At 69.4% G+C, this 25956-nt stretch carries 25 protein-coding genes; 17 read left to right on the forward strand and 8 right to left on the reverse strand.

The features are described 5' to 3' along the window. Positions 1-110: 110 nt before the first annotated feature. From GGD89_RS05320 to GGD89_RS05330, 3 genes are all read left to right on the forward strand, one after another. On the forward strand, positions 111-1094 hold the full coding sequence (locus tag GGD89_RS05320) for a TRAP transporter substrate-binding protein (protein WP_184043079.1): 984 nt from the start codon (positions 111-113) through the stop codon (positions 1092-1094). Between the two features lie 187 nt (positions 1095-1281). Next, on the forward strand, positions 1282-1851 hold the full coding sequence (locus GGD89_RS05325; protein ID WP_184043080.1) for a TRAP transporter small permease: 570 nt from the start codon (positions 1282-1284) through the stop codon (positions 1849-1851). 16 nt (positions 1852-1867) lie between these two features. Next, positions 1868-3124, forward strand: coding sequence for a TRAP transporter large permease (locus tag GGD89_RS05330; protein WP_184043081.1), 1257 nt, complete (start codon positions 1868-1870; stop codon positions 3122-3124). Here the strand turns inward: GGD89_RS05330 and GGD89_RS05335 are convergent. After that, positions 3111-4127 carry a LysR substrate-binding domain-containing protein gene (locus tag GGD89_RS05335; protein ID WP_184043082.1) on the reverse strand — a complete coding sequence of 339 codons (1017 nt, stop codon included), beginning with the start codon at positions 4125-4127 and terminating at the stop codon, positions 3111-3113. The genes GGD89_RS05330 and GGD89_RS05335 overlap by 14 nt on opposite strands. A gap of 122 nt (positions 4128-4249) precedes the next feature. On the opposite strand from GGD89_RS05335, the gene otnK reads away from it, so the two are divergent. The 7 genes from otnK to purU all read left to right on the forward strand — a co-directional run bounded on the left by otnK (position 4250) and on the right by purU (position 12334). Next, the gene (gene otnK / locus GGD89_RS05340) at positions 4250-5551 is read left to right on the forward strand and encodes a 3-oxo-tetronate kinase (RefSeq protein ID WP_184043083.1); all 1302 of its coding nucleotides are present in this window, start codon (positions 4250-4252) and stop codon (positions 5549-5551) included. After that, entirely contained in the window at positions 5551-6192 is a 642-nt protein-coding gene (gene otnC / locus GGD89_RS05345) for a 3-oxo-tetronate 4-phosphate decarboxylase (RefSeq protein ID WP_184043084.1), read from the forward strand. Before otnK ends, otnC begins: the two co-directional genes overlap by 1 nt. 65 nt (positions 6193-6257) lie before the next feature. Next, positions 6258-7064, forward strand: coding sequence for a 2-oxo-tetronate isomerase (gene otnI / locus GGD89_RS05350; protein ID WP_184043085.1), 807 nt, complete (start codon positions 6258-6260; stop codon positions 7062-7064). Beyond that, the gene (gene denD / locus GGD89_RS05355) at positions 7061-8080 is read left to right on the forward strand and encodes a D-erythronate dehydrogenase (RefSeq protein ID WP_246422672.1); all 1020 of its coding nucleotides are present in this window, start codon (positions 7061-7063) and stop codon (positions 8078-8080) included. The genes otnI and denD overlap by 4 nt, the downstream gene beginning before the upstream one ends. Next, positions 8077-10062, forward strand: coding sequence for a transketolase (gene tkt / locus GGD89_RS05360; RefSeq protein WP_184043086.1), 1986 nt, complete (start codon positions 8077-8079; stop codon positions 10060-10062). The genes denD and tkt overlap by 4 nt, the downstream gene beginning before the upstream one ends. Positions 10063-10166: 104 nt before the next feature. Beyond that, on the forward strand, positions 10167-11138 hold the full coding sequence (locus GGD89_RS05365; protein ID WP_184043087.1) for a 2-hydroxyacid dehydrogenase: 972 nt from the start codon (positions 10167-10169) through the stop codon (positions 11136-11138). 326 nt (positions 11139-11464) lie between these two features. Beyond that, positions 11465-12334 (forward strand): formyltetrahydrofolate deformylase, encoded by an 870-nt coding sequence (gene purU, locus GGD89_RS05370; protein ID WP_184043088.1) that lies wholly within the window; start codon positions 11465-11467, stop codon positions 12332-12334. Positions 12335-12358: 24 nt separating this feature from the next. Here the strand turns inward: purU and GGD89_RS05375 are convergent, their stop codons facing one another. After that, on the reverse strand, positions 12359-13267 hold the full coding sequence (locus GGD89_RS05375) for a glycosyltransferase family 2 protein (RefSeq protein WP_184043089.1): 909 nt from the start codon (positions 13265-13267) through the stop codon (positions 12359-12361). 11 nt (positions 13268-13278) lie between these two features. Then, on the reverse strand, positions 13279-14253 hold the full coding sequence (locus tag GGD89_RS05380; RefSeq protein WP_184043090.1) for a UDP-glucuronic acid decarboxylase family protein: 975 nt from the start codon (positions 14251-14253) through the stop codon (positions 13279-13281). Positions 14254-14595: 342 nt separating this feature from the next. On the opposite strand from GGD89_RS05380, the gene GGD89_RS05385 reads away from it, so the two are divergent. Both GGD89_RS05385 and GGD89_RS05390 read left to right on the forward strand, forming a co-directional pair. Beyond that, on the forward strand, positions 14596-16371 hold the full coding sequence (locus GGD89_RS05385; protein ID WP_184043091.1) for a GGDEF domain-containing protein: 1776 nt from the start codon (positions 14596-14598) through the stop codon (positions 16369-16371). Then, on the forward strand, positions 16368-16949 hold the full coding sequence (locus tag GGD89_RS05390; RefSeq protein WP_184043092.1) for a D-glycero-alpha-D-manno-heptose-1,7-bisphosphate 7-phosphatase: 582 nt from the start codon (positions 16368-16370) through the stop codon (positions 16947-16949). The genes GGD89_RS05385 and GGD89_RS05390 overlap by 4 nt, the downstream gene beginning before the upstream one ends. 57 nt (positions 16950-17006) lie before the next feature. Here GGD89_RS05390 and GGD89_RS05395 read toward each other — a convergent pair whose 3' ends face one another. From GGD89_RS05395 to ruvX, 3 genes are all read right to left on the reverse strand, one after another. After that, the gene (locus tag GGD89_RS05395; protein ID WP_184043093.1) at positions 17007-17546 is read right to left on the reverse strand and encodes an HNH endonuclease family protein; all 540 of its coding nucleotides are present in this window, start codon (positions 17544-17546) and stop codon (positions 17007-17009) included. A gap of 219 nt (positions 17547-17765) precedes the next feature. Then, positions 17766-18455, reverse strand: a complete 690-nt coding sequence (locus GGD89_RS20500) for a PilZ domain-containing protein (protein WP_343058542.1) — start codon at positions 18453-18455, stop codon at positions 17766-17768. Beyond that, positions 18385-18846, reverse strand: a complete 462-nt coding sequence (gene ruvX / locus GGD89_RS05405) for a Holliday junction resolvase RuvX (protein ID WP_184043163.1) — start codon at positions 18844-18846, stop codon at positions 18385-18387. Before ruvX ends, GGD89_RS20500 begins: the two co-directional genes overlap by 71 nt. 148 nt (positions 18847-18994) lie before the next feature. Between ruvX and gatC the strand changes: the two genes are divergently transcribed. The 3 genes from gatC to gatB are packed head-to-tail and all read left to right on the forward strand — an operon-like array spanning position 18995 to position 22319. After that, positions 18995-19282: an Asp-tRNA(Asn)/Glu-tRNA(Gln) amidotransferase subunit GatC gene (gatC, locus tag GGD89_RS05410; protein WP_184043095.1), complete on the forward strand. Its 288-nt coding sequence runs from the start codon at positions 18995-18997 to the stop codon at positions 19280-19282. A gap of 11 nt (positions 19283-19293) precedes the next feature. Continuing rightward, positions 19294-20802 (forward strand): Asp-tRNA(Asn)/Glu-tRNA(Gln) amidotransferase subunit GatA, encoded by a 1509-nt coding sequence (gatA, locus tag GGD89_RS05415; RefSeq protein ID WP_184043096.1) that lies wholly within the window; start codon positions 19294-19296, stop codon positions 20800-20802. Between the two features lie 17 nt (positions 20803-20819). Continuing rightward, positions 20820-22319, forward strand: a complete 1500-nt coding sequence (gatB, locus tag GGD89_RS05420; RefSeq protein ID WP_184043097.1) for an Asp-tRNA(Asn)/Glu-tRNA(Gln) amidotransferase subunit GatB — start codon at positions 20820-20822, stop codon at positions 22317-22319. 177 nt (positions 22320-22496) lie between these two features. Here gatB and GGD89_RS05425 read toward each other — a convergent pair whose 3' ends face one another. Both GGD89_RS05425 and GGD89_RS05430 read right to left on the reverse strand, forming a co-directional pair. After that, a complete protein-coding gene (locus GGD89_RS05425) occupies positions 22497-23177 on the reverse strand; it encodes a DUF4332 domain-containing protein (protein ID WP_184043098.1) in 681 nt (226 codons plus the stop codon). Between the two features lie 137 nt (positions 23178-23314). Beyond that, the gene (locus GGD89_RS05430; RefSeq protein ID WP_184043099.1) at positions 23315-23743 is read right to left on the reverse strand and encodes a hypothetical protein; all 429 of its coding nucleotides are present in this window, start codon (positions 23741-23743) and stop codon (positions 23315-23317) included. 580 nt (positions 23744-24323) lie between these two features. Here GGD89_RS05430 and GGD89_RS05435 point away from each other — a divergent pair. Continuing rightward, complete coding sequence (locus GGD89_RS05435; RefSeq protein WP_184043100.1) at positions 24324-24743, forward strand: response regulator; 420 nt, start codon at positions 24324-24326, stop codon at positions 24741-24743. Positions 24744-25064: 321 nt separating this feature from the next. Next, the gene (locus GGD89_RS05440) at positions 25065-25934 is read left to right on the forward strand and encodes a DUF502 domain-containing protein (RefSeq protein ID WP_184043101.1); all 870 of its coding nucleotides are present in this window, start codon (positions 25065-25067) and stop codon (positions 25932-25934) included. Positions 25935-25956: the final 22 nt, after the last annotated feature.

Genomic DNA, 25956 nt, shown 5'->3' on the forward strand with positions numbered 1-25956 from the left:
CCACGCCGTCCGCGTGCAAGCTACCGCAGAGTCGCGCCGCGGCGGTGCCGTTCACCGTCCCCCGAAAGACCCAGGTCTTCCGGCAATCATGAAGCCACTGGAGGAACACGATGCGTATCCTGTCCCGGACCATCGCCACGGCCGCCATCGCGACCGTCGGCTTCACCGCCAGCGCCCAGGCCGAGGAGATCATCCTGGCGCACGGCGCCAACGCCGGAAATCCCCGCTTCGACGCCGCCAATCTGTTCGCGGAACTGGTCCCCGGCTGCTCGAACGGCGAGATGACGGTCAACGTCGCGCCATCGGCGACCATGGGCGACGATGCCGAGATGCTGACCTCCACCACCGCCGGCGTCATTCAGATGACGGCCAACTCGCAGGGCGCCATGTCGCAGGTCGTGCCCGAGTTCGGCATGCTCGGCCTGCCGTTCCTGTTCAAGGATCTGCCGACCGTCTGGCGCGTGCTGGACGGCGAGATGGGGGCGCAACTCGACGACCTCACCCAGGCGCGCGGCATGAAGATCGTCGGGTTCTGGGACAACGGCATCCGCCACGTCACCCACGTCGGCCAGTTCATGGAAACCCCGGCCGACCTGGAGGGCATGAAGATCCGCACGCCGCCCGGCCGCGTGACCATCGATATCTTCGAGGCCCTGGGCGCCAACCCGGCCCCGCTGGCCTGGAGCGAGCTTCCGACCGCCCTGCGCTCCGGCGCGTTCGAGGGCCAGGAAAACCCGCTGACCAATATCTACACCGCCAAGCTGCACGAGATCACACCCTACATCACCATGACCGGCCACAAGTACGAGACCACGCCGGTGCTGGCCGGTCTCGGCTGGTGGAACGGCCTGTCGGAAGACCAGCAGGCGTGCGTGCAGGACGCGGTGGACCAGGCCGGCTGGTACCAGCGCGGGCGCAGCCTGATGGACAATGTGCAGCTTCGCGACGTCATGACCGAGGAAGGGGCGAAGTTCATGGACGTGGACCGCGCCGCGTTCCAGGAGGCCACGGCCTCGGTCTATGACAAGTACGAGGCCGAGTACGGCGACTTCGTCGCCGACCTGCGGGCCGCCGCCGCCGCCGCCGCGCAGTAGGCGCGACACCCGATCCGAACACCCGGTTCTGTCCCGTCTTCCGCCTCGGGTTCCCGAGCGGACGGCGGGGCGGAGGGCCCCTCCCGCTTTCCACGGCGCGGTGCCGAGCCGTCTTCCGTTCGATACGGAGACCGGGCGCCGTCCAGGACGAGAGCGGGATACGGGCCGGGATAGGGAGTCGTCCGTCATGTCCATGCCTCCGTCGGATACCGAGGCAGGCCGCCCGCACTGGGGTCGGTCCGTTCGCGCCGCCCTGGCGATGGTGACCAGGGGTCTCGACGGTCTTGCCGCGATGCTGGTGGTCGTCACCCTGAGCGCGATGTTCGTGGCCCTGCTGGTCAACGTGATCCTGCGCTACGTGTTCTCGACCGGCATTCCCTGGGCCTATGAGATCCACTCCATCCTGTTTCCCTGGCTGGTCGCGGGCGGCGCGGTGATGGCCGCCGTGCGCGGGCGCAACATCGCCGTCACGGCGATCGTGCGGCTGCTGCCGGAGTTGGGCCGGCGCATCGTCGCGCTGGCCGTGCATGTCATCATCGTGGTGACGGCGATCGCGGTTATCGACACCTCGTTTCCCATCGTCATGGCGTCGCGCTTCAGCATCCTCGCCGAGACCCGCATCCCGCAGATCTACGGCTACGCGAGCCTTCTGTTCGGCTTCGCGCTGGTCGCGTTGATCGCGGCCATGGACGCGGCCCGGCTGCTGCTGGGCGAACAGGCCCGGGATACGGAGCCCGGCCGGACGTCCATGGGCTGAAAGGAGGACCCGCGCCATGGTGATGATGCTGATCTGGGTCTTCCCGCTGCTGCTGTTCCTGTCGGTGCCGGTCGCCCATGCGCTGATCGCCGCCGCGACGCTGATCCTGGCGATCGACGGCCGCCCGGTGGCGGTGGTGGCGCAGCGGCTGTACACGCCGACACAGAGCTTCCCCATGCTCGCCATCCCGTTCTTCATCCTGGCGGGCAGCCTGATGATGTCGGGGCGCTTCGGCGAGCATCTCGTGAACTTCGCCAAGCTGTTGGTCGGCCGCTTCAAGGGCGGCATGGGTCACGTCAGCATCGTCGGATCGGTGATGTTCGGCGGCGTCTCCGGCTCCGCCGTGGCCGACGCCTCGGCCCTCGGCAACGCCTTGATTCCGGTGCAGAAGCGCGAGGGCTTCCCGGCCGCGTTCGCCGCCGCCATCAATTCGTGCTCCTCCACCATCTCCGTCCTGATCCCGCCGTCCATCCCGCTGATCATCTACGGACTGGTCTCCAACACCTCGATCATCGCGCTGTTCATCGCCGGTATTCTGCCGGGCGTGATGCTGGGGGTCGGCATGCTGACCGCCTGCTGGCTGTCGGCGCGGATCCGGGGCTTCCCGGCGACCGAGGTCGAGGGCGGCTGGTCCAAGTTCCGCAAGGAAGCCTGGCAGGCGCTGCCCGCCCTGCTCATGCCGGTTTTCGTGGTCGGTACCCTGCGCTTCGGCATCGCCACCCCGACCGAGGTCTCCGTCATGGCGGTGGCCTATGCCCTGCTGGTGGGGGCCGTCGTCTATCGGGATCTCACGCTGACCACGGTGCTGCGGGCGATGATGGAGACCGGCGTCATGACCGGCGCCGTCATGCTGATCATCATGGCCTCGTCGGTCATCCAGTGGATGCTGACCCTGGAGCAGGCCCCGCAGACCCTGGCGGCCTGGATGATGGCGTCCCTCAACCAGGAATGGATGGTCATCCTGGCGATGAACCTCATCATGCTGATGGTGGGAACGTTCCTCGACCTGCCGGCGGCGATCCTGCTGCTGGGGCCGCTGTTCGTGGGCATCGCCACCGCCATCGGCCTGGATCACGTTCAGCTTGGCCTGATGATGGTCGTCAACCTGGCGATCGGCCTGTACACGCCGCCCGTGGGCACGACCTTGTTCATCTCCTCCACCATCGCGCGCGTCGGCATCGGCGCGGTCTTCAAGGAGCTGCTGCCGTTCTATCTGGTGGCGCTCGTCGTTCTTGGGCTGATCAGCTATGTGCCGGCGTTCACGATCCACTGATCTCGATAGCCTCACCCTGGCCGGGGTGTCGCGTGCCCGGGGTCGCGATCGGGACGACCGGACAGTCCAGCCGGGCCAGAAGGGCTTGGGTGAGGGCCTCGTGCCGCGCGCATTCCTCCCGCAGCCAGTCCCGGAACAACTGGACGATCCGCCGGCTCTGGTTGCGGCTGGGCCCCATGAGCCAGTAGGCGGGAAAGCGCAACGCCCCCAGCGCCGGGCAGACCGGCACCAGCGTGCCATCGGCCAGTTCATCGTGCGCGAGCGTGACGGACTCCAGGACGATCCCGACGCCGCGCACCCCCAGCTGCAGCGCCATGGACGAGCGGTCGAAGCGCAGCCGCGCGTCGTCGGTGGCCGGGGTGATGCCGGCGCGCTCCAGCCATGCATCCCAGCGGTACAGCGTCTTGACGCTGTCGATCAGACGGGCCTGGCCGATCAGGTCGGCCTGTCCGGCGGATGGCGTCACGATCTCGCGCAGGTGCGCCAGGTAGGCCGGGCTGCACATCGGCAGAACGTAGTCGTCCAGGATGTCCTCGACATACAGCCCGGACCAGTCGCCGGCCCCGTAGCGGACGTCCAGATCGACGGCCTCGCGGTCGAAGTCGGTCGGATCCGGGGTGGCGTCCACATGCAAGTCCCAGGAGGGATGCTGGTGGATGAAGCCCGCCAGACGGGGGCCGAGCCAGCGCACTCCGAAACTGGGGCTGACGCGCAGGATCAACTGCCGCCGCTCGCGCTGGCGGGCGACCAGCTGGCGCGCGTCGCGGATCATGCGGAAGGCGGCCGACGTGCTGTGAAACAGCCGTTCCCCGTCCGCCGTCAGACGGAACTGGCGCTTTTCGCGGAAGAACAGCCTGACGCCGAGTTGCTGTTCGAGAAGCTTGATCTGCTGGCTGACGGCCGAGGCCGACACCCCCAGTTCCTCCGCCGCCTTGGTCACGCCGCCGTGGCGGGCGACGGCCTCGAAGTACAGCATCCCGTTCAGCGTCGGATCACGCGACATCGCAAGGGACCCCGGTCCGCGCCCGGCCGGTCCGGGCGACCGGGCAGTATGCCACGGAACCGGCCGCCGTGTGACTCCCGGACCGCGCCGCCGTCTTCACCCACATCATGACGAGACCCGCCATGCCACTCCTGGGATGCATCGCCGACGACTTCACGGGCGCCACCGACCTCGCCAGCATGCTGGTGCGCGAGGGCATGCGCACGATCCAGGTGATCGGCGTGCCGGAGGCCCATGCGGCGACACCTGACCTCGCCGACGTCGATGCCGTGGTGGTCGCGCTGAAGTCGCGCACCATCCCGGTGGCCGAGGCCGTCGACCAGAGCCGGCGCGCGCTGTCATGGCTGCGCGCGGCCGGGTGCGAACGCTTTTTCTTCAAGGTTTGTTCGACCTTCGACAGCACGCCCGAAGGGAACATCGGCCCGGTGGCGGAGGCGCTGCAAGAGGACCTGCACGCCGGACTCTCCATCGCCTGCCCGGCGTTCCCGGAGAACAACCGGACCATCGTCTTCGGGCATCTGTTCGTCGGCCATCGGCTGCTGAGCGACAGCGGCATGCAGCATCATCCGCTGACCCCGATGACCGACGCCGACCTGGTGCGCTGGCTGGGCCGCCAGACCAGGCGGCCGGTCGGGCTGGTGCCATGGGACGTGGTCGCGCGGGGACCGGCGGCGATCCGGTCCGCGCTGGACGCGCTGGCCAAGGATGGACACGGCCATGCCATCGTCGATGCGCTGGACAACGACCACCTGCGCGCCATCGGCGCGGCGGTCGCCCCCGATCCGCTGGTCACGGGCGGATCCGGGGTCGCCATCGGCCTGCCCGACGCGTGGCGCGCCGCCGGCCTGCTCGGCCAACGGACCGATGCCGCGACCCTGCCCCGGGTGGAGGGACCGGCCGTGGTGCTCTCCGGCAGTTGCTCGACGGCGACGCGGGGGCAGGTGGCCTGGATGACGGCCCGGCGCCCGGCGCTGGCGCTTGACCCGCTGGCGCTGTTCGACGATCCCGATCAGACGATCGACGCCACCGTCGCCTTCCTGACCGACCACATGGCCGACGGGCCGGTTCTGGTCCACGCCACCGCCGCCCCCGATGCCGTTCGCGCCGTCCAGGACCGCCTGGGCCGCGAGGAGGCCGGCGCCCTGGTCGAGCGCGCCTTCTCCGCCATCGCCCGCGCGGTCGTCGCGGCCGGCGCGCGCCGGCTGGTGGTCGCGGGCGGCGAGACCTCGGGCGCGGTGGTTTCCGGGCTTGGCGTCTCGGCGCTGCGCATCGGCCCCATGATCTGCCCGGGCGTGCCCTGGACGGTGGCGGACCGCGCCGGTGACGGCCCGCCCCTGGCCCTGGCGCTGAAGTCCGGCAACTTCGGGGCCGAAGACTTCTTCCTGGGCGCGTTCGACGCCCTGGATTCCATGGAGACGTCGTGATGAGTGCCGATGCCGCGCTGCGTGAACAGATCTGCATCCTCGGGAAGTCGCTGTTCGACCGTGGCCTGACCATGGGGTCCAGCGGCAACATGTCCGCCCGGCTGGACACGGGCGACTGGCTGGTGACGCCCACCAATGCCTGCCTGGGCCGGCTGGACCCGGCGCGGCTGTCGCGCATGGCGCCGGACGGCCGCCACCTGGACGGCGACCCGCCCACCAAGGAAGTCCCGCTGCACACCGCGATGTTCGACGCCCGGCCCGGCGACGGCGCCATCGTGCATCTGCACTCCACCCATTCGGTGGCGGTGTCCATGCTGCCGGACGTGGACCCGGCGAACGTGCTGCCGCCGCTGACGGCCTACTTCGTCATGCGGGTCGGGCGCCTGGCCCTGGTGCCCTACCACCTGCCCGGCGACCCGGCGGTGTCGGACGCGGTGCGTGGGCTGGCCGGCCGGCATGCGGCCGTGCTGCTCGCCAATCACGGCCCGGTGGTCGCCGGCAAGACCCTGGAAGCGGCGGTTTACGCCACCGAGGAACTGGAAGAGACGGCGAAACTGCACCTTCTGACCCGCGGCCTCAATCCCCGCCTGCTGACCCCGGATCAGGTCGCCGAGGTCGAGGCCCGGTATCCCCGGACCTGACCGCGACCCCAATACCGCCGCAGACCATAGACAGGCAGACCATAGACAGAAGGAGACTCCCGCCCATGCCCCGGCTGGCCGCCAACCTCAGCATGATGTTCACCGAGGTGGACTTTCTCGATCGCTTCGCGGCCGCCGCCGCCGCCGGGTTCCAGGGGGTGGAGTACCTGTTCCCTTACGCCTGGGCGGCGGGTGACATCGCCGAGCGCCTGCGCGCGCACGGCCTGACCCAGGCCCTCTTCAACATGCCCCCGGGCGATTGGGAGGCCGGCGAGCGTGGCCTGGCCTGCCTGCCCGGGCGCGAGGCTGATTTCCGCGCCGGCGTGGTCGAGGCGCTGTCCTACGCCGAGACGCTGGGCTGCGCGCGGATCCATGCCATGGCCGGCATTCGGCCACCAGAGGCCGACCCGGCGGATCTCGAAGCGGTCTACGTCCGCAACCTGCGCTTCGCCGCCGCCGAGGCCGCGAAGGCCGGCCGGATCGTGACCATCGAGCCGATCAACCCCATCGACATGCCGGGCTATTTCCTGGCGACGCAGGCCGACGCGCGCCGGTTCATCGGCCTGGCGGACGCGCCGGACGACACCCTCAAGGTCCAGTTCGATCTCTACCACTGCCAGATGAGCGAGGGCGGAGTATCCCGCGCCATGGACCGGCAGTGGCCGTTCCTGGGACATGTCCAGATCGCGGCCGTTCCCGGCCGGAACGAGCCCGACCAGGGCGAAATGGATGTCGGATGGCTGCTCGACCGCCTGGATGCGCGCGGCTACGAGGGCTGGGTCGGTTGTGAATACAGACCGCGCGGCGCCACCACGGACGGGCTCGCCTGGGCGCGCCGGTTCGGTGTCGTGCCACAGGACGGGAGGACATGATGCGTATCGTCGTCACGGGCGCCAACGGGTTCATTGGCCGCAAGCTGGTCCGCGCCTTGCTGGACCAACCCAGTCTGTCCGGCGCCGACGGTGCGCCGGTCCCCCTGTCCGACCTGCGTCTGTTTGACGTGGTGCCGCCCGAAGTGCCGGCCGGCGCCGCCGACGGCCCGGTGACCGTCCGCTGCATGGCCGGCGACCTGTCGGACCCGGCGGCGCTCGGCGCCGTGATGAACGGCGGGGTGGACGTGGTCTTCCATCTCGCCGCCGTGGTCAGCGCCCAGGCGGAAGAAGACTTCGGCCTGGGGATGCGGGTGAACTTCGACGCCACCCGCGCCTTGCTGGACGCCTGCCGACAGAGCGCGCCCGATGGTGCCGCGAGGCTGGTCTTCACAAGCTCGGTCGCCGTGTTCGGCGGCGACCTGCCGGAGGTGGTGCGCGACGACACCGCCCCCGTTCCCCAGAGCAGCTACGGCGTCCAGAAAGCCATGGGCGAACTGCTGGTGCAGGACTACGCCCGGCGCGGCTTCGTCGATGGCCGCACCGTGCGCCTGCCGACCATCGTCGTGCGCCCGGGACCGCCCAACAAGGCCGCCAGCACCTTCGCCAGTTCCATCATCCGCGAGCCCCTGAACGGCGAGGACGCGGTGTGCCCGGTGCCGGCCGAGACCGGACTGTTCGTGTCCTCGCCCCGGCGCATCGTCGCCAACCTGATCCAGGCCGCCACGCTGCCGGCCGCGCGGTTCGGCCGCGACCGGACGGTCATGCTGCCGGGCCTGTCGGTGACGGTGGCCGAGATGATCAAGGCCCTGCGGGCCGAGGCCGGCGACGGCGCCGTCGCCCGCATCCGCTTCCAGGACGATCCGCGCGTCCGCGCCATCGTCGCGAGCTGGCCCGCCCGTTTCGAGACCGCGCGCGCCACGGCCCTCGGGTTCCAGGCCGACGCCTCCTTCGCCGAGGTGATCCGGGCCTTCGTCGAGGACGAGATGGGCGCCCCCCACAAGGACCCTGTTTCATGACCACTTCGAGAGACATGGCGAACGCCATCCGGTTTTTGTCGATGGACGCCATTGTTCGCGCCGAGGACGGCCATCCCGGCACGCCCATGGGCGGCGCCGACATCGCCACGGCCCTGTACGGGCTGGCGATGACGTACGATGCCTCGGCGCCGCTGTGGCCGGACCGCGACCGCTTCGTGCATTCGGCCGGGCACGGTTCCATGCTGCTGTACGCGGCGCTGCATCTGGCCGGATACGACGAGATCGACCTGGACCAGATCCGGAACTTCCGCGTGCTCGGCTCGCACACCCCCGGGCATCCGGAAGTCCACCCGGAGGCCGGCATCGAGACCACCACCGGTCCCCTTGGCCAGGGCATCGGCAACGCGGTCGGCATGGCCATCGCCGAACGGGTCCTGAACCACCGGTTCGGCGACGGCATCGTCGATCACCGCACCTTCGCCTACGCCGGCGACGGCTGCCTGATGGAGGGCGTGGCCGCCGAGGTCATCGCGCTGGCCGGGCACCTGCGGCTCGACAAGTTGACGGTCCTGTGGGACGACAACCGCATGACCGACGACGGCAGCACCGACCAGGCGGTGTCCGAGGACAACGCGGTCCGCTTCGAGACCGCCGGCTGGCACGTGATTCGGGGCGTGGATGGCCACGACGCCCAGGCCGTGGCCGACGCCATCGCCCAGGCCGGGGCGGACCCCCGACCCTCCATGATCGCCTGCCGCACCCTGATCGGCTTCGGGATCCCGCGTATCGAGAACACGCGCGCGGCCCACGGCGGCAAGATCACCAAGGACGACACGGACGCCGCCCGCGCGCATCTGGGCTGGCCGCACGCGCCGTTCGTCATTCCCGAGGACATCCTGGTCCGCTGGCGCGAGGCCGGGGTAAGGGGTGCCGCCGCGCGCAAGGCGTGGGACGGTCGGCTGGCCGCCCTGCCTCAGGACGAGCGTACCGAGTTCGAACGCCTGATGGCGGGCCGCCTGCCCGAGGCCTGGCGCCGCACGCTGCTGGACGTCAAGCGGTCCGCGGTCGAGTCCGGCGCGGCCAAGGCCGGCATCAAGGCATCCGGCGAGGCGCTGTCGGCGCTGGCCGACGTCATCCCGGAGCTGATCAGCGGCGCCCCGGACCTGGAGGCCGCGACCCAGCACAAGCGCCAACTCGCGCCCTTTACCGCGATGGACCGGGGCGGACGCTACATCCACTACGGGGTGCGCGAGCACGCCATGGGCACCATCATGAACGGCATGACCGTCCACGGCGGCGTGCTGGCGGTGGGGACCACGTTCCTGGTGTTCTCCGACTACATGCGCCACACCTTGCGCATGGCGGCCCTGATGGGCATCCCCAGCGTGTTCGTGTTCAGCCACGATTCCATCGGCATCGGCAAGAACGGCCCGACGCACCAGCCGGTGGAGTACCTCGCCTCGCTGCGCGCCTACCCGAACATGCGGGTGATGCGCCCCGCCGATGCGGTCGAGATGGCCGAGTGCTGGGCGCTGGCGCTGGAGAAACGCGACGGACCGAGCGCCGTCATCTGCTCGCGCCAGCCGCTGACGCTGGTGCGGACGACCCATGCCGAGGAGAACCTGTGCGCCCGGGGTGGCTACATCCTGGCCGATGCCGGGGGTGGTGAGCGCCGGGCGACGCTGTTCGCGACCGGGTCGGAGGTGGCCGTGGCCCTGGCCGCGCGGGCCACGCTCCAGGGCCGGGGGGTGCCCACGGCCGTGGTGTCCATGCCCTGCTGGGACCTGTTCGAGCAGCAGGACGAGGACTACCGCAAGGCCGTCATTGGACGCGGTACCGTCCGGGTGGCGGTCGAGGCCGCCGTGCGGCTGGGCTGGGACCGCTACATCGGCGAGGATGGGGCGTTCATCGGCATGAGCACGTTCGGCGCGTCGGGCGATGACCCCGACCTGTTCGAGCACTTCGGCATCACGGCTGATGCCGTGGTCGCGGCGGTCGAGGCCCGGATGGTGGAGGGATAGGGTACGCGATCCGCCCGGGAGAGAGGCCGGACCGAGCCGGTGTGATCGCGCCGGCTCCCGATCGGCGCGGGCCTCGGCGCCGCCCAGAATCACAGGAGATCTTCATGGACCCGAAACCCGTGCTCGCCCTGGCCCGTGTCCTGCCGGACGCGGTCGAGGCGCGCGCCGCGCGCGACTACAATGTCCGCCCCGCCCCCGTCGATCATCCGCCGCTCGGCGGGGACGCCCTTGTCGCGCAGGCCGCCGGGGCCGACGGCCTGCTGGTCGCGCCCGGCAATGCGGTCACGGCGGCGGTGATCGGTGCCCTTCCCGACAGCCTGCGGGTGATCGCCACCTTCTCGGTCGGCTTCGATCACATCGATCTCGACGCTGCCCGCGCGCGGAACCTCATCGTCACCAACACGCCGGACGTGCTGACCGACGCCACGGCGGACATCGCCATGCTGTGCCTGCTGGGGGCCGCGCGCCGGGCCGGCGAGGGTGAGGCGCTGATGCGCGCCGGCACCTGGGCCGGATGGACGCCCACCCACATGATGGGCACCCAGGTGACCGGCAAGCGCCTTGGCATCGTCGGCATGGGCCGCATCGGCCGCGCCGTCGCCAAACGCGCGCGGGCCTTCGACATGACCATCCACTATCACGACCGCACGCCGCTGCCGCCGGACCAGGCCCAGGGCGCCGTCCACCATGACACGGTGGAGGGCCTGTTGCCCCACTGCGATGTCCTCAGCCTGCATTGCCCGGCCACGCCGGCGACCACCGGCCTGATGAACGCCGCGCGCATCGCCTTGCTGCCCCGGGGAGCCATCCTGGTCAACACCGCCCGTGGCCCCGTCATTGATGACGCGGCGGTGATCGACGCCCTGAAGCGCGGCCACCTCGGCGCCGCCGGGCTCGATGTCTACACCGGAGAACCGGACGTGCATCCCGACTACCGGATCCTGCCCAACACCTTCCTGTTGCCGCACCTGGGCAGCGCGACGATCGAAACGCGCGAGGCCATGGGCTTTCGGGCACTCGACAACCTCGACGCCGTCCTGCTCCGGGGCGAGGCGCCGGGCAACCGGGTGGCCTGACCCCCGCGCCGGGACCGGCGGCGGCGGACTCGCCCGCCGGACCGGCCGGGGGCACCCATGGCTCGTCCCGGTCACCCCACGGACCGCTGATCCGGTGCCTGGGATGGTGGCCGGCACGGCGTTCGTGCGATACGGCTGGTGTCTGGCATCCGATGGTCCGTCCCGGTCCGGGCTTCCGTCTCCGTCCCGGCTTCGGTAAACAACGGGGTCCGCCCTGGCGCGGTGGACCCGGGGCACGTGGAGTCACGCCCGCCCGGGTTTCCGTCTTCCGAGGCCCCGGCGTTCGTCCGGGCGCCTTCCCCACGCGACCCAAGGACCCGCCGGCCATGAACGCCGATCCGAACACACCCTTCATCCTCATCCTTCAGTGTCCCGACGGCATAGGCGTCCAGGCGGCGGTGATGGGATTCCTGGCCGGTCATCAGGCCTTCATCACGGAATCGCACAGCTACGGCGATCCGTTGACCGGGCGCTTTTTCATGCGTGTGGTCTATCGGGCCGGGCATCCCACCATGCCGGACCTGGCCACCATGAAGGCGCACTTCCAGACCGTGGCCACCAACTTCGGCATGGACTGGGACCTGCGCGACGCGACCCAGCCCCCCCGTGTGCTGATCGCCGTGTCGCGTTTCGGGCATTGCATGAACGACCTGCTGCACCGTTGGAAGACGGGTCAGCTGCATATCGACGTTCCGGTGGTAGTGTCCAACCACGAGGACTTGCGCGACCTGGCCGAATGGCACGGCATTCCCTTTCACCATCTGCCGGTCACGCCGGAGACCAAGGCCGACCAGGAGCGCCGGTTGCTGGATCTTGTCGACGAGCACCGCGTCGACCTGGTGGTGCTGGCGCGCTACATGCAAGTGCTGTCCAAGGAGCTGTCGGCGGCCCTGGCGGGACGCTGCATCAACATCCATCACTCCTTCCTACCCAGCTTCAAGGGTGCCCGTCCGTACCACCAGGCGCATGCGCGCGGCGTCAAGATCATCGGTGCCACCGCCCACTACGTGACCGCTACCCTGGACGAGGGGCCGATCATCGAGCAGGAGGTGGTGCGCGTGGACCATACGTTCACCCGCGAGGCCCTGGTGCGCATGGGACGCGACGTGGAGACCGTGACGCTCGCGCGGGCCGTGCGCTGGCACTGCGAACGGCGCGTGTTCATCAACGACAACAAGACCGTGGTGTTCAATTAGGGCCTGTTGACAAGAGGGGGACGCTCACCGCCACCAGGCGCGCGCCTTGGCGGCCGCCGTGCCTACCAGCGTCCGGACCAGCAGGCCGGCCGACAGCAGCGCCCAGACCACGGCCAGGCGCCAGGGGGGCGTGGTCCCGGCCGGCCGGCCGAACTCGCGCCACAGATAGCGCCGGAAGCTCCGGATCTTGTGGCGGGTGACGAACAGGCCGGAGACCGGCGAGCGGCTCTTCAGGTGGGTGACCGTCACCGCCGGCGCGAACAGCACCCGGCCGCCGGCCCGCCAGACGGCGCGGCACAGCGCCAAGTCCTCGAAGTGCAGGAAGTAACCCTCGTCGAATCCCCCCAGGCGGGCGAAGAAGGCGCGTGGCAGCAGCATGGCCGCCCCGGAGATCGCCGGCATCTCCACCACCGGCGCCACCGGCAGGGGGTCGGTATGGCGGTTGACCCGGCGCCAGGTTCCCGGATCCAGGCGGTCCAGACGCAGTGCCTCGGCCAGCCACTCCCCGGGGGTCCCGGTATTGCGACGGCCACCGGCCTGTTCGCTGCCGTCCTCGTTCAAAAGGCGTGGTCCCAGCAGCCAGCCGTCATCGGGTTGCATCGCCGCCAGATCCAGCAGGCGCGGGACCGTGCCCGGCTCCAGCCGGCCGTCGGGGTTGAGGAGCAGCAGGACATCGCCTCGCGCGCGCGCGGCGCCCCGGTTGCAGCCGGCCCCGAAGCCGACGTTGCCCTGCCCATGCACCAGGGTCAGGCGCGGTTCCTCGCGTGGCAACGCGCCCAGGTCCGTCGGCCAGGGCGGCGCGTCACGGTTGTTGACCAGGATCACCTCGATCACGCCCGGTTGGGACAGGGCGGACAGCAGACAGGCGCGCAAGCCCTCGCCACCATAGAACACCACGACCACCGAGACGGTCACGCCGTCCGCGCCTTGCATCCGCCTTTCTCCTAGCCGCGCCGGGTCGAGCCGGCCACCGCCGCCTGACCCGCGCTCAGGATGTGTTCGAAGTAGGCGATGGTCGGCTTCAGGCCGTCGGCCAGCGACACCGCTGGATGCCATCCCAGGGCGTCGCGGGCGAATCCGATGTCGGGCTGGCGCTGCCTGGGATCGTCCGATGGCAACGGCTTGAACACGATGCGCGAGGACGCGTTGGTCATCGCGATCACCGTCTCCGCCAGTTCGCGGATGGTCACCTCGACGGGATTGCCCAGGTTCATGGGGCCGGTGATGGGATCGGGCGCCGCCATGAAGCGCGAAATGCCCTCCAGCAGATCATCCACATAGCAGAACGACCGAGTCTGCCGCCCGTCGCCGAACAGCGTGATGGGCTCGCCCTTCAGCGCCTGGACGATGAAGTTGGATACCACCCGGCCATCGGACGGATGCATGCGCGGGCCATAGGTGTTGAAGATGCGGGCCACCTTGATGCGCACCTTGTGCTGGCGGAAGTAGTCGAAGAACAGCGTCTCGGCGCAGCGCTTGCCCTCGTCGTAGCAGGCGCGCACGCCGATGGGGTTGACGTTGCCCCAATAGGTCTCGGTCTGCGGTCGCTCGACGGGATCGCCATACACCTCGGACGTGGACGCCTGGAACACCTTGGCGCGGGTGCGCTTGGCCAGGCCGAGGATATTGATGGCCCCGTGCACGCTGGTCTTGGTGGTTTGAACCGGATCGAATTGATAGTGTATCGGCGAGGCGGGGCATGCAAGGTTGTAAATCTCGTCCACCTCCACATACAGCGGAACGGTGACGTCGTGTCGCATGGCCTCGAACGCGGGGTTGTCCAGGAGGTGGTGAATGCTGCTTCGGCGTCCGGTAAAGTAGTTGTCCACGCACAGCACCTCGTGCCCCTCGGCCAGAAGGCGCTCGCACAGGTGCGATCCTATGAATCCCGCGCCACCGGTCACCAGGATTCGCGTCATGTCGCTGCCATGCCCAACCCATGCGTCGTCGGCGTCCAGCCGCGCCCAGATCCCGGACGCCCTAGGCCATCCGAGACCGCCAGGGGTCCGAGCCCTTGGCCCGGGCGCGAGTCTCGTGCGCCCCGCGACACATCCCTTGTCGACGAGCGTGCCGCTCCCGATCCGGACAGTGGCAGGACGGTCACGCCCCCGTCGGACCCGGAGCCCACACGATGCCCTATGTACCGTGTTCGGCCGCCCTTGAACACCACCCTCAAACGTGCCACGCGGGTTTCCTGGCCAGAACGGTTCACGGAGGTTAATATTTCTCCCTCCCCCGGTCGCGACGGACGGACTTTTTTCATGCCTCAACCGCTATCCGCGCGTCGTCGCACGGCCATTCCAGAAATCGTCATCGGCGTGATGCTGGCCGGGGCGATCATCGCCCTGGTTGCGATCACCGCTCTTGCCGTGTGGACGGCCGACGAAACGGAACGAGCCTGGGACCGGTACCGCGCGGAGGTCCAGGCCAAGGGTGCGCTGCTGGCCCGTCTGCCCGAACCGGAGGATCTGGAGGACCGGACTCTCCGATCGGCGGTTCTGCAAGCCGAGTCGGCGGACACCCTCGGCGCCCTGCTGGACCGCTACCGGGACCTGCCGCTCTCGGATGGGGAACGCGATGCGCTCGCCACCCTGAAGGCCGCCTTGACGGCCGACCCGGCGGCCGTCCGTGACAGACCGGAGGTGGTGCCCGAGGTGGCGGTTCAACACGGGGTGCCGGCGGTGGCCATCGCCGCCCTCGCGACTCCCCGCGACCACGCCAGCGCCGTCACGGCGCTGGCCAGCCTCCACGCGGCCGCGCGTGCCGACGACGCCCGTCAGAGCCGGCGCCTGAGCACCCTTTTGACGCGTGCGGACTGGATCACGCACGCCATGACGGTGACTGTCCCCCTGCTGCTGGTAAGCATAACCCTGGCGGCGGGCTCGGTGTGGCGCCGGGCGACCCGCCGCGTCCCTTGGGCGCATCATGACGGTGATGCGCCTCATGCCGCGCCTCCCCAGGCCGCGCTCCCCCACACCGAGATCCTCTATCGCGATCTGGTGGAGGGATCCACGCAGGGCATGTATGTCCACGAGAACTTCAAGCCCGTGTTCGTCAACCGCGCCTTCCTGCGTCTGTTCGGGTTCCAGTCGGAACAGGAGGCCCTGGCCCAGGAGACCGTCCTTGATCTGGTGGACGAGTCCGCCCACGCCGACACGGTGCTGATTCACCAGAAAATCGCGGCCGGAGAGGTGGACGACTGGTGGTCCCGCCTGCAGTGCCGGACGCTGGACGGTACCCCGCGATGGGTGGAGGAAATGGTCAAGCCCGTGCGCTGGCAAGGCCGGCCGGCGGTCCAGGTCACGTTGCTGGATATCACCGACCGGGTACAGCACGAGATTGACAAGGAAATGGAGCGCACCCAGACCGAGCGCCAGGCCGAGGAGGTCGTCGCCCTGGCCGAGGAACTGGACGCGGCCCTGCAACTGGCCGAGACGCAGAAGAAGCAGCTGCACCGTCTGTCCATCTCCGATCCGCTGACGGGCGCCTACAACCGGCGCCACTTCCTGGATCGGGTCGACGAGGAAGTCGCCCGCATGCGGCGCCAGTCGACCTATCGGGTCAGCGTGTTGATGATGGACATCGACCACTTCAAGCGGATCAACGACACCCATGGCCACGGCGTCGGGGACGAGGCGTTGCGTCGCTTCACTCAGGCCTGCCAGGAGAAGCTGCGGGAAAACGACGTGTTTGGCCGGCTCGGCGGCGAGGAGTTCGGTGTTCTGCTCCCCAATGCGTCCCTGTCCGATGCGGCCGTGGCCGCCGAGCGGCTCCGCGCGCGGTGCCGCGATATCCAGGTCCCGACAGAGGATGGCGGCCGCTTCGGCTTCACCGTCAGCATCGGCGTCACCGAGATCCTCGATCCCTCCGCGTCGTTCGACGACACCCTGCATCGGGCCGACACCGCGCTCTACGCCAGCAAGACCGGCGGACGTGACCGCGTCAGTCTGGATTCCATCGCGATGGCGGCCTCCGTCGCCCGGCATCGGACATGCGGGCCGTCGGCCCCGGTCGCGGTCCAGGGCGGCGACGCATGAGCAGGCTCGACACCGCCGAGCCCGAGCCGCCGTCCGCGCCACGCCCTGCGGAAGCCCCCACCGCGACACCACGGCCGGCCGCCTTTCTGGATCGCGACGGCACCTTGAACGTCGAGGTCGGCTATGCGCACCGTCCCGACCAGATCTCCTGGATCGACGGCGCGGTGGCGGCCATTCGCCGGCTCAACCGCGCGGGCTGGTGGGTGATCGTGATCACCAACCAGGCGGGCGTGGCCTACGGATACTACGACGAGGAGACGGTGCGCGCGCTGCACCGCTGGATGACCGCCGACCTGGCGGCGCGGGGGGCGCGGGTGGATGCCTTCTACTACTGCCCGCACCATGCCACCCGGGGCCTGGGTCGCTATCGGGTGGCCTGCGACTGCCGCAAGCCAGGTCCCGGCCTGCTGCGACAGGCCATGGCGGACTTTCCGGTGGATCCGGCGCGGTCGTTTATCCTTGGCGACAAGCCCAGCGATGGCGCCGCCGGCCATGCCTTGGGTATTGCCGGTCATCTGTACCGGGGGGGCGACCTGGACACCCTCGTCTCGCGGCTGATGGCCGAGTCCGGGGCGTAGGGGAGGGGACGCGGCCCCATCGGGCACTGCGACGGTCATCCTCAATGATCTTTGGTGTCACAACACCAACCGGCGCATCTTCTGGCAGGTCCACACAACCGCGTCGGTCCACAGGCGTTCCGGCATGTCCTGGTCCAGGGTCCAACGGGCCTTCACCGACAGCCAGGCCCCGGTGTAGGCGCACCAGCGGCGCGGATCGCCCGGCAACCAGCTCAGCGGGTCGCCATCGGCCTTGGCGCGATTGGACCGGGCGCTCACCGCCACCAGGGTCAGCGGCGAGGAAAGGTCGTTGGCGAAGGCACGGCGGCGTTCGGTGCTCCAGCCGTCGGCGCCGGAGCGATGCGCCTCGGCCAGCGGCACCAGATGGTCGATATCGACATCGCGCGGATCGGTCAGCGTCCGTCCCGAGTAGGGATCGATCCAGCGTCCGGAGAGCACCTGGCAGCCGTCGACGGTCATCTGCGGAGTGACGCGGCTGTCCCGGATCAGGACCTCCTGGCGGGTGTCCCGGCAATCGCCGTCGGCGTCGATCCAGTGCTGGTATAGGGTGCGGTCGTAGGGTTCGATGACCGGGCTGAACAGCTCGGTCTGGCGCAACGCAAGGATACTGGCGGGCAGGGCGGCGGCCAGAATCAGGAGACGAGACCAGACCCAGAATCGCCGGCGCGACTCAGACGCGCGTAACCACGATGGCCGCGTCCCGGACCGAACCCGGGCAAACCCCGCCCGTGAAAACTCCGCCCGTGAAAACTCCGAATGTGATGCCATGTGGTCATGGTCTCCTGACCGCGTGCCCCCGGATCTCCATGCCGGGATCTACCATTCCTTGATGTGCGCCCGAAGCACTTTTTTCAGACGATCGACGGACAGGGTCACGCTGGCCACCGCTTCGGTCACCTCGCTGTCCTCGATGACCGGGAGGCTTTGAAGCTTGCCGATAAGCTCATCAAGGGGCAGGCGGTCCAGGGCCTCGATCACCACTTCCAGGGGGTCGGGGGGCGGCGCGAACGAGGGCCGGGTGTCTCCACAGAACCGCAGGCCGACCTCCATGCCGACGTTGCGGATGACCTCGGCGTCCAGCATCTCGCCGTCCGGCATCGCCAGAAGCAGGCGGCCGCTGATCCGGGTGATGTCGGCGAGGCGGACCCGCGCTCCCGTGGCCGAGATGTCCTTGATGGTGCAGTCGAGGGTCGACAGGCCGCCCCCCAGCACCAGTCTGGCGCCCTTCAGCACCCGTTTGCGTCGTGCCCCGCGTTTCGGGGCCGGCGGCGTCTGCGCGCCAGCATCGGCGGCGACGCCGACGCCGACACGAGTGGGTCCGTTTCCCCTGCCTGGGTCCTCAATCATGCGCATGCTCCAGACGGATCGGGGGGCGTGACGGCGCGAGCGGTGGCGGCGCGCATGCCACGGCGGCTCGCCGCCCGGATCCCCGGTGTCACGAGACCGGACGCCCTCGCGCCAGGGCTTCCAGCGCCCCCTGAAGGATGTATGCGGCGGCGGCGGCATCCACCTTGGCCGCGCGCCGGCCGCGCGACAGATCGAACTCCTCGACCATCATGCGCTGGACCGCGCTGGTGGACAAGCGCTCATCCCAGAACAGGAGAGGAATGTCTCTTATTTTCAGTAAATTATCGGCGAATGCTCGAGTCGCCTGACATCGGCTCCCCTCCCGGCCATCCATCTCCCGGGGCCAGCCCAGCACCAGGCCGACGACCGCGCGATGATCCATGCGCGCGAACAGCGCCTCGGCATCCCGCGTGAACTTGGTCCGCCGCAGGGTTTCGAGCGGCGACGCCACCGTCCGGGTCGCGTCCGAGGTGGCCAGGCCAATGGTCCTGGTGCCGAGGTCCAGGCCGAACACCGCCCCACGCGCCGGCAACGCCGCCGCCATCGCCATCGGATCCGGCAGGATCACGCCCGTTTCCTCCCCATCGCGCCACCGCCCGGGCCGGCCCACCACGGTTGCCAAGCCCGGAGCCTTCCGAGTAAACAAAAGGCCGTGCCCGACGCCCCGAAGGGCCCCAAAAGCCGGAGATGTCTACTCCATGTCCCTGGACAAAGAAACCGTCCGCAAGATCGCCTTCCTGGCCCGCATCGACGTTCCCGACGCCCAGCTTGAGCCCCTGGCGGGCGAACTCTCGGGCATCCTGGGCTGGATCGAGCAATTGCGCGCGGTGGACACCAGCGATGTCGAGCCCATGACCAGCGTGGCCGCCATGACCCTGCCGTGGCGCGACGACGTGGTGACCGAGGGCGACGACACGGCGCGGGTGACCGCCAACGCGCCGGACGGCCAGGACGGCTTTTATCTGGTTCCCAAGGTGGTGGAGTAGGATCGCGCGCCATGACCAAGCTCACCGACCTGACCATCGCCGAGGCGCGCGCCGCCCTGGAGGCCGGCGACACGACCGCCGTGGCCCTGACCGAGGCCCATCTGGCGGCCGTGGACGCGCACGAGGATCTCAACGCCATCATCACCAAGACCGGTGAGCGGGCCCTGGAGATGGCGCGCGCCAGCGACGATCGCCGCAAGGCCGGGCGCCGCAAGGCCGGGCGAACGCGGGGCGCCCTGGACGGGATCCCGCTGGCCATCAAGGACCTGTTCTGCACCGAGGGCGTCAGGACCACCGCCGGCTCCAACATCCTGGCCCCCTTCGTGCCCCCCTACGAGAGCACCGTCTCGGCCAACCTGTGGGACGCCGGCGCCGTCATGCTGGGCAAGGCCAACATGGACGAGTTCGCCATGGGCTCGTCCAACGAGACCAGCGCCTTCGGCGGCGCCGTCAATCCCTGGACCCGCGCGGGAGATCCGGAGACCCGGCTGGTGCCCGGCGGTTCCTCCGGCGGCTCGGCGGCGGCGGTGGCGGCGCGCCTGGCCCTGGGCGCCACCGGCACCGACACCGGCGGCTCCATCCGCCAGCCGGCCAGCTTCTGCGGCATCGTCGGCCTGAAGCCCACCTACGGTCGCTGCTCGCGCTGGGGCATCGTCGCCTTCGCCTCGTCGCTGGACCAGGCCGGCCCCATGACCCGCACGGTCACCGACGCGGCCCTGATGCTGGGCGCCATGGCCGGGCATGACCCGAAGGATTCCACCTCGGCCCCCGTGCCGGTGCCCGACTTCGCCGCCACCGTCGAGCAGGGCATCGCGGGCCTGACCGTGGGCATCCCCCGGGAGTACCGCCCGGAGGAGGGCCTGTCGCCCGAGATCGACGCCATGTGGACGCGCGGCATGGAGATGCTGCGCGATGCCGGCGCCCGGATCGTGGATATCAGCCTGCCGCACACGAAGGTCGCCCTGGCGACGTACTACATCATCGCCCCGGCCGAGGCATCGTCCAACCTGGCCCGCTACGACGGGGTGCGCTACGGCCTGCGGGTGGTGGACGAGGGCGACAGCCTCCATGACATGTACCGCAAGACCCGCGCCGCCGGCTTCGGCACCGAGGTCAAGCGGCGCATCCTGATCGGCACCTATGCCCTGTCGGCCGGCTACTACGACGCCTACTATCTGAAGGCGCAGAAGGTGCGCAGCCTGATCGCCCGCGACTTCAGGGCCGCTTTCGACGATGGCGTGGACGTCATCCTGACACCCACCACGCCCTCGGCCGCCTTCCCGCTGGGCCAGGAGGTCACCGACCCCGTCACCATGTACCTGAACGACGTGTTCACCGTGCCCACCTCGCTGGCCGGTCTGCCGGGCCTGTCGGTGCCGGTGGCGCTGACCGGCGAGGGGTTGCCCCAGGGCCTGCAACTGATCGGCCGCCCGTTCGACGAGGACACCGTGCTGCGCGCCGGGCGCGCCCTGGAGAAGGCCGCCGCCTTCACCGCCAAGCCGACCCTGCTGGAGGGTTGAGACCGATGGATGCCCCAATGGATGACACGCCCGCCCCTGCTTACGTGATTCGCGGCGACACCGGCGACTGGGAGGTCGTCATCGGCCTGGAGGTGCACGCCCAGGTCGTTTCCCAGGCCAAGCTGTTCTCCGGCGCCTCGGCCACCTTCGGCGGCGCCCCCAACAGCCACGTCTCGCTGGTGGACGCCGCCATGCCGGGCATGCTGCCGGTGATCAACCGCGTCTGCGTCGAGCAGGCGGTGCGCACCGGCCTGGGCCTGCGCGCGCACATCAATCATCGCAGCGTCTTCGCGCGGAAGAACTACTTCTACGCGGATCTCCCCCAGGGCTACCAGATCAGCCAGTACGAATTGCCGGTGGTCGGCGAGGGCACGGTCATCCTGGACATGCCCGACGGATCGTCGCGCGCGGTGGGCATCGAGCGCCTGCACATGGAGCAGGACGCCGGCAAGTCCATGCACGATCAGCACCCCACCAAGTCGTTCATCGACCTGAACCGGGCCGGCGTGGCGCTGATGGAGATCGTCTCCAAGCCGGACATGCGCAGCCCCGAGGAGGCCGGCGCCTACCTGCGCAAGCTGCGCTCGATCCTTCGCTACCTCGGCACCTGCGACGGCAACATGGAGGAAGGCTCCATGCGCGCCGACGTCAACGTGTCGGTGCGTCCGGTGGGCTCGACCGAATTGCGCACCCGCTGCGAGGTCAAGAACGTCAACTCGGTGCGCTTCGTCATGCAGGCGATCGAGGTGGAAGCCGCGCGCCACGTGGAGATCTGGGAGGCGGGCCGGGAGGTTACCCAGGAAACGCGCCTGTTCGACCCTGGCCGGGGCGAGACCCGCTCCATGCGCGGCAAGGAAGAGGCGCACGACTACCGCTACTTCCCCGACCCGGATCTGCTGCCCCTGGAGTTCGACGACGCCTTCGTGGAGGGTATCCGCGCCACCCTGCCGGAACTGCCCGACGACAAGAAGGCGCGGTTCATCCAGGACTTCGGCCTGACGCCCTATGACGCCTCGGTGCTGGTGGTGGACCGCCGCGAGGCCGACTTCTTCGAGGCCGTCGCCCAGGGAAGCGATGGCCGGCGACGGGACGGCAAGACCGCCGCCAACTGGGTCATCTCCACCCTGTTCGGCACGCTCAACAAGAGGGGCCTGGGCATCGACGAGAGCCCCGTCTCCGCCGAAAACCTGGGCAAGTTGATCGACCTGATCGCCGACGACACCATCTCCGGGCGCATCGCCAAGGATGTCTACGAGATCATGGTCGAGACCGGCGAGGCGCCGGACAGGATCGTGGAAGAGCGCGGCCTCAAGCAGGTCACCGACACCGGCGCCATCGAGGCGGCCATCGACGCGGTCATGGCGGCGAACCCCGACAAGGTCGAGCAGGTCAGGGGCGGCAAGGAAAAGCTGCTGGGTTGGTTCGTGGGGCAGGTCATGAAGCAGACCCAGGGCAAGGCCAACCCGGGCATGGTGAACGAGCTGTTGCGGAAGAAGATGGGCCTCCTCGACGCCTGATACCAGCGGCGGCACCGGCCCGCTCCCGCTTCCAACCCGCCCCCGTGACCCTCCGGTGCGGGGGCGGGTCGCGTCCCCATAATTCGGTCTCCCCACAGGGCGACGCGGGTGGTGGACGTCCATCGGCCGGTCTTGGAGATGCCCAAGACATCCGTGGTCGGCGCCCCCCGCCCGGGTTCAGGGTCCGGGCTGGGGCCGTGTCTGGGGAATATAGGCCGCGGCCGCCACCAATCGCCTCACGTCTCTCAAGCCCACCTCGCCGCCGTAGAACTTGGCACCCTGGTTCGCGGTCGCGATCGCCTGGACCAGGGCTTCAGGATCGGCCCTGGCGACCGTCACGGCGCTGGCGTGACCGGCGGCCAGCAGCGCCCTTGCATACTTTGGACTGACCCACTGAATGCGACACAGGTCGGAGATCGCGACGAGGTCCGACAGATCGTTGGCATCCGCGCCGAGATCTGTCGCCAGGGCGCCCGTTCCGTTGGACGCCGCGTCAAACAGCGTCTGGGTGTTCGTTATACCTGCCTCCTTGAGACGCGAGACGATGTCACTGTCCAACCAGTCAACATCACTCAGCGGTCTCGGTTTCGGGAAGAACCCACCGACGGCTCGCTTGAGCAATCGCAGGTATTCCGGATCGACACCGGACGCTGCCGACAGGGAGGCCAGGGACGACTGCGACTTGAGCGCGGCCCGCAAGTCCGCGACCGACTCTAGTTCCGTCGCGCGAAGAGCGGTCAGTTTGGCGTCGAGCCCGTCGAGCAGGGGTTCCTGGCTTGGAATCAGATCGGAGGTTTCCAGACGCGTCCGCAAGGCGGCCAGATCGATCGAGCGATCGTCGAGGTGATAGCGTGTCACGGTTTTTCCTCTGGGAAGGCTTCCGCAATGAGCGAGTCGAAAACGAGTCCTGAAACAGGGCACAGCCATGACCGATCCGGCTGATCCCCCTGGTTCCGGTGACGGCGGTGGTGGACGGGCGCGGTCTGCCCGCGATCTTACCCGGGCAGTTGGACGGGCTGCGGGCGCGCGCCCTTGGGCGCGCAGCCCAGGGCTTTGTCCAAGTCCGACGGGTCCAACTCGGGTTTCATGCGCGCCCGAAGGTAGGTCACGACCCCGTCGCGCTTGTCGGCCTTGATGTAGGCCCAGGTCATGAACAGGCCGCCCCGCGCCTCCAGGGTCGTGAGGTCCGGGTGGTCCTGCAACGCCATGACGGTGGCCCCCAGATTGGCGGTGCTGCCCACATAGACCCAGCGCGGTTGCACGCCGCCGTGGAACACGACGAACACGCCGCCGCGCCCGGCCAGGTCGCGGCGAGTCGTCTTCAGGGCCAGCAGCCGAAAGAAGCGCGCCTTGTCATCGCGCTGCCAGTAGGGATCCGGTGGCGGCTTCTCGGCATCGCCGAACAGGAACGACAGGAACGACATGAGCGAGGGGTATCCCGGCTGAACCCGTCATCCGGCCGACGCGGTGGCGGCGATGCGGCAGGATCGGCGAGCAATGAGGCACACGAACCCGCATGATGGGTCGCCCAGCATGTCGAAACCGTGGCACGCCTTTCAAGGGTGGTTTTGTGCCGGTGGCCGTGACGGGGTGCGTCGCGTCCTGCGGGTCAGAATGACCCGGGATGCCGGCCGGCGCCGGTCAATGTGACACGCGGGGCGTCGCGCACATGCCGTGTATATCTCACTGACACGATCTGTTTTTCGGGGGGCGATCCCGCGCGGGTGGTGGCCGGTCCGGCCCGGGGCCCGCGAAACCGGGCCTTTCGGAGGATCGGCGTGGCCGCGTCCGGCGGCCGGTGAACCCTGGTGGATACCTCCGACAGCCTTGGCATGCCGGGTGCTTGGCCGACATCCGGCGCTCATCCTTGCGTGTGCGATCAGCGGTCCCGCCCCGGTGTCTGGACGTCCCGGTCCCGGACACCGCCCCGGGCGATGGGCCGCGAGTGCCGCGCCGGATGGGACGATGCGGCCGGCGTGCGTTTCCTGGCGGAGGTTCTGTCCCATGGTTTCCGTGTCTCACAACGGGTTCCGAGCCAACATTCTGGTCATTGACGAGGATCCGCGCACGGCGCAGGTGATGCGCCGCATCCTGGATGAAAGTCGCGACGGGCGGGTGCTGGCCGTGCCGGATGTTCTTGGGGGCCTGCGCCTGGCCTGCCAGGAACCGCCGGCGGTTATCCTGCTGGACGGCATGATGCAGGACATGGACCGCGTGACCGGGCTGTTGCTGTTGAAGGCCCATCCGTCGACCCGGATCGCGCCGGTCGTGGTGATGACACCGCGCTTGCGTCCGCCGGACATGGAGGCAGCCTACCGGGTCGGCGCGCACGCGCATGTTCTCAAGCCCCTCCAGAACGAGCGACTGACCAATGCCCTCCAGGCGGCGCTGGTCGCCGGGCGGCCCGCGGCCGCCTTGAGTTGAGCGTGCCGGCGCGGACCGGTCGCCACTCCCGCCACTCCCACCACCGCCTTCCACCACCGGCCGGTCATGCCCGTCGCCCGGCCGGCCTGTCTGTCGTCGGGTCGTTGATCGAGGCGCCCTGTCCGGCGGCCCGGGCGGCATCCGGAGCCGCGCGGTCCCGACACACGCCGGGTTCGGGGGCGGGCGGCAACGTCGCCCTGGCGCTGCCCTCAAAAAGCGCCATATTGGCGCTAAACGCCGCTCGCCACTGACCCGCGCCTGTGCCGCCACCGTCCGTGCCGACGCACGGGGCCGGCGGTCGCAGAACAACAGGACCCGTGCATGTCCATACCTCAGCGTCCCGGGGGCTCCCCCGACCGTTCCAACCCATCCGATCGGCCGGCGCGCGGCAAGAAGCGCGCCGCCGGACCCACCTCCGGACCAGCATCCCATCAGGGCGTGTCGCTCACCGCCCGCCTGCGCAACCATTTCTTCGCCGGCATCCTGGTCACGGCGCCGGCCGCCATCACCTTCTTCGTCGCCTGGAAGTTCATCGAGTTCGTGGACCAGCAGGTGGCCAACATGATTCCCGACCAGTACCACCTGGACTTCAGTGTTCCGGGGCTGGGCCTGCTGGTCATGGTGGCCCTGCTGATCATGATCGGCGCCTTCGCCACGGGGCTGGTCGGGCGCATCCTGTTCCGCTCGGGCGAGCGGCTCCTCAACCGCATGCCCCTGATCCGCAGCATCTACGGCGCGCTGAAGCAGATCCTGGAAACGGTGCTGGCTCAGCAGTCCACGGCCTTTCGGCAGGTGGTGCTGGTGGAGTACCCCCGTCGGGGCATCTGGGCCATCGCCTTCATCACCGGCGTGACCGAGGGCGAGGTGCAGAACCTGACGGCCCAGGAGTGCGTGAACGTGTTCCTGCCGACGACGCCCAACCCGACCTCCGGGTTCCTGCTGTTCTTGCCGCGCGAGGACATCGTCGTGCTGAACATGTCGGTGGAGGATGGCATCAAGATGGTCATCTCCGGCGGCATCGTCACGCCGCCCGACCGCCGCCCGGAGGAGGTGCGCCGGGTCCCCCTGGTCTCCGCCACGCCGGACATGGACCCGGGGACCGCGCGCAAGATCACTCCCCGGACCGACAAGGACACCGCCGATGCGGCCATGGGGGCCGGGACCACGGGGCCGGACTCGGCCCGGGTGTGACGCGGCCGGCGCGCGATCCTGG

The sequence above is a fragment of the Roseospira visakhapatnamensis genome (genome assembly GCF_014197915.1).
In the GTDB taxonomy this organism is placed as follows: domain Bacteria; phylum Pseudomonadota; class Alphaproteobacteria; order Rhodospirillales; family Rhodospirillaceae; genus Rhodospira; species Rhodospira visakhapatnamensis.

Coding starts and splice junctions, on each gene's coding strand:
- GGD89_RS05430 (WP_184043099.1), bottom strand. CDS start 23,743: ATGTCGTTCCTGTCGTTCCTGTTCGGCGATGCCGAGAAGCCGCCACCG.
- otnI (WP_184043085.1), top strand. CDS start 6,258: ATGCCCCGGCTGGCCGCCAACCTCAGCATGATGTTCACCGAGGTGGAC.
- GGD89_RS05335 (WP_184043082.1), bottom strand. CDS start 4,127: ATGTCGCGTGATCCGACGCTGAACGGGATGCTGTACTTCGAGGCCGTC.
- purU (WP_184043088.1), top strand. CDS start 11,465: ATGAACGCCGATCCGAACACACCCTTCATCCTCATCCTTCAGTGTCCC.
- GGD89_RS05380 (WP_184043090.1), bottom strand. CDS start 14,253: ATGACGCGAATCCTGGTGACCGGTGGCGCGGGATTCATAGGATCGCAC.
- GGD89_RS05365 (WP_184043087.1), top strand. CDS start 10,167: ATGGACCCGAAACCCGTGCTCGCCCTGGCCCGTGTCCTGCCGGACGCG.
- otnK (WP_184043083.1), top strand. CDS start 4,250: ATGCCACTCCTGGGATGCATCGCCGACGACTTCACGGGCGCCACCGAC.
- gatB (WP_184043097.1), top strand. CDS start 20,820: ATGGATGACACGCCCGCCCCTGCTTACGTGATTCGCGGCGACACCGGC.
- GGD89_RS05320 (WP_184043079.1), top strand. CDS start 111: ATGCGTATCCTGTCCCGGACCATCGCCACGGCCGCCATCGCGACCGTC.
- gatA (WP_184043096.1), top strand. CDS start 19,294: ATGACCAAGCTCACCGACCTGACCATCGCCGAGGCGCGCGCCGCCCTG.
- GGD89_RS05325 (WP_184043080.1), top strand. CDS start 1,282: ATGTCCATGCCTCCGTCGGATACCGAGGCAGGCCGCCCGCACTGGGGT.
- GGD89_RS05375 (WP_184043089.1), bottom strand. CDS start 13,267: ATGCAAGGCGCGGACGGCGTGACCGTCTCGGTGGTCGTGGTGTTCTAT.
- denD (WP_246422672.1), top strand. CDS start 7,061: ATGATGCGTATCGTCGTCACGGGCGCCAACGGGTTCATTGGCCGCAAG.
- otnC (WP_184043084.1), top strand. CDS start 5,551: ATGAGTGCCGATGCCGCGCTGCGTGAACAGATCTGCATCCTCGGGAAG.
- GGD89_RS05390 (WP_184043092.1), top strand. CDS start 16,368: ATGAGCAGGCTCGACACCGCCGAGCCCGAGCCGCCGTCCGCGCCACGC.
- GGD89_RS05385 (WP_184043091.1), top strand. CDS start 14,596: ATGCCTCAACCGCTATCCGCGCGTCGTCGCACGGCCATTCCAGAAATC.
- tkt (WP_184043086.1), top strand. CDS start 8,077: ATGACCACTTCGAGAGACATGGCGAACGCCATCCGGTTTTTGTCGATG.
- GGD89_RS05435 (WP_184043100.1), top strand. CDS start 24,324: ATGGTTTCCGTGTCTCACAACGGGTTCCGAGCCAACATTCTGGTCATT.
- GGD89_RS05330 (WP_184043081.1), top strand. CDS start 1,868: ATGGTGATGATGCTGATCTGGGTCTTCCCGCTGCTGCTGTTCCTGTCG.
- GGD89_RS05440 (WP_184043101.1), top strand. CDS start 25,065: ATGTCCATACCTCAGCGTCCCGGGGGCTCCCCCGACCGTTCCAACCCA.
- ruvX (WP_184043163.1), bottom strand. CDS start 18,846: ATGGCGATGGCGGCGGCGTTGCCGGCGCGTGGGGCGGTGTTCGGCCTG.
- gatC (WP_184043095.1), top strand. CDS start 18,995: ATGTCCCTGGACAAAGAAACCGTCCGCAAGATCGCCTTCCTGGCCCGC.
- GGD89_RS20500 (WP_343058542.1), bottom strand. CDS start 18,455: ATGCCGCCGCCGCCGCATACATCCTTCAGGGGGCGCTGGAAGCCCTGG.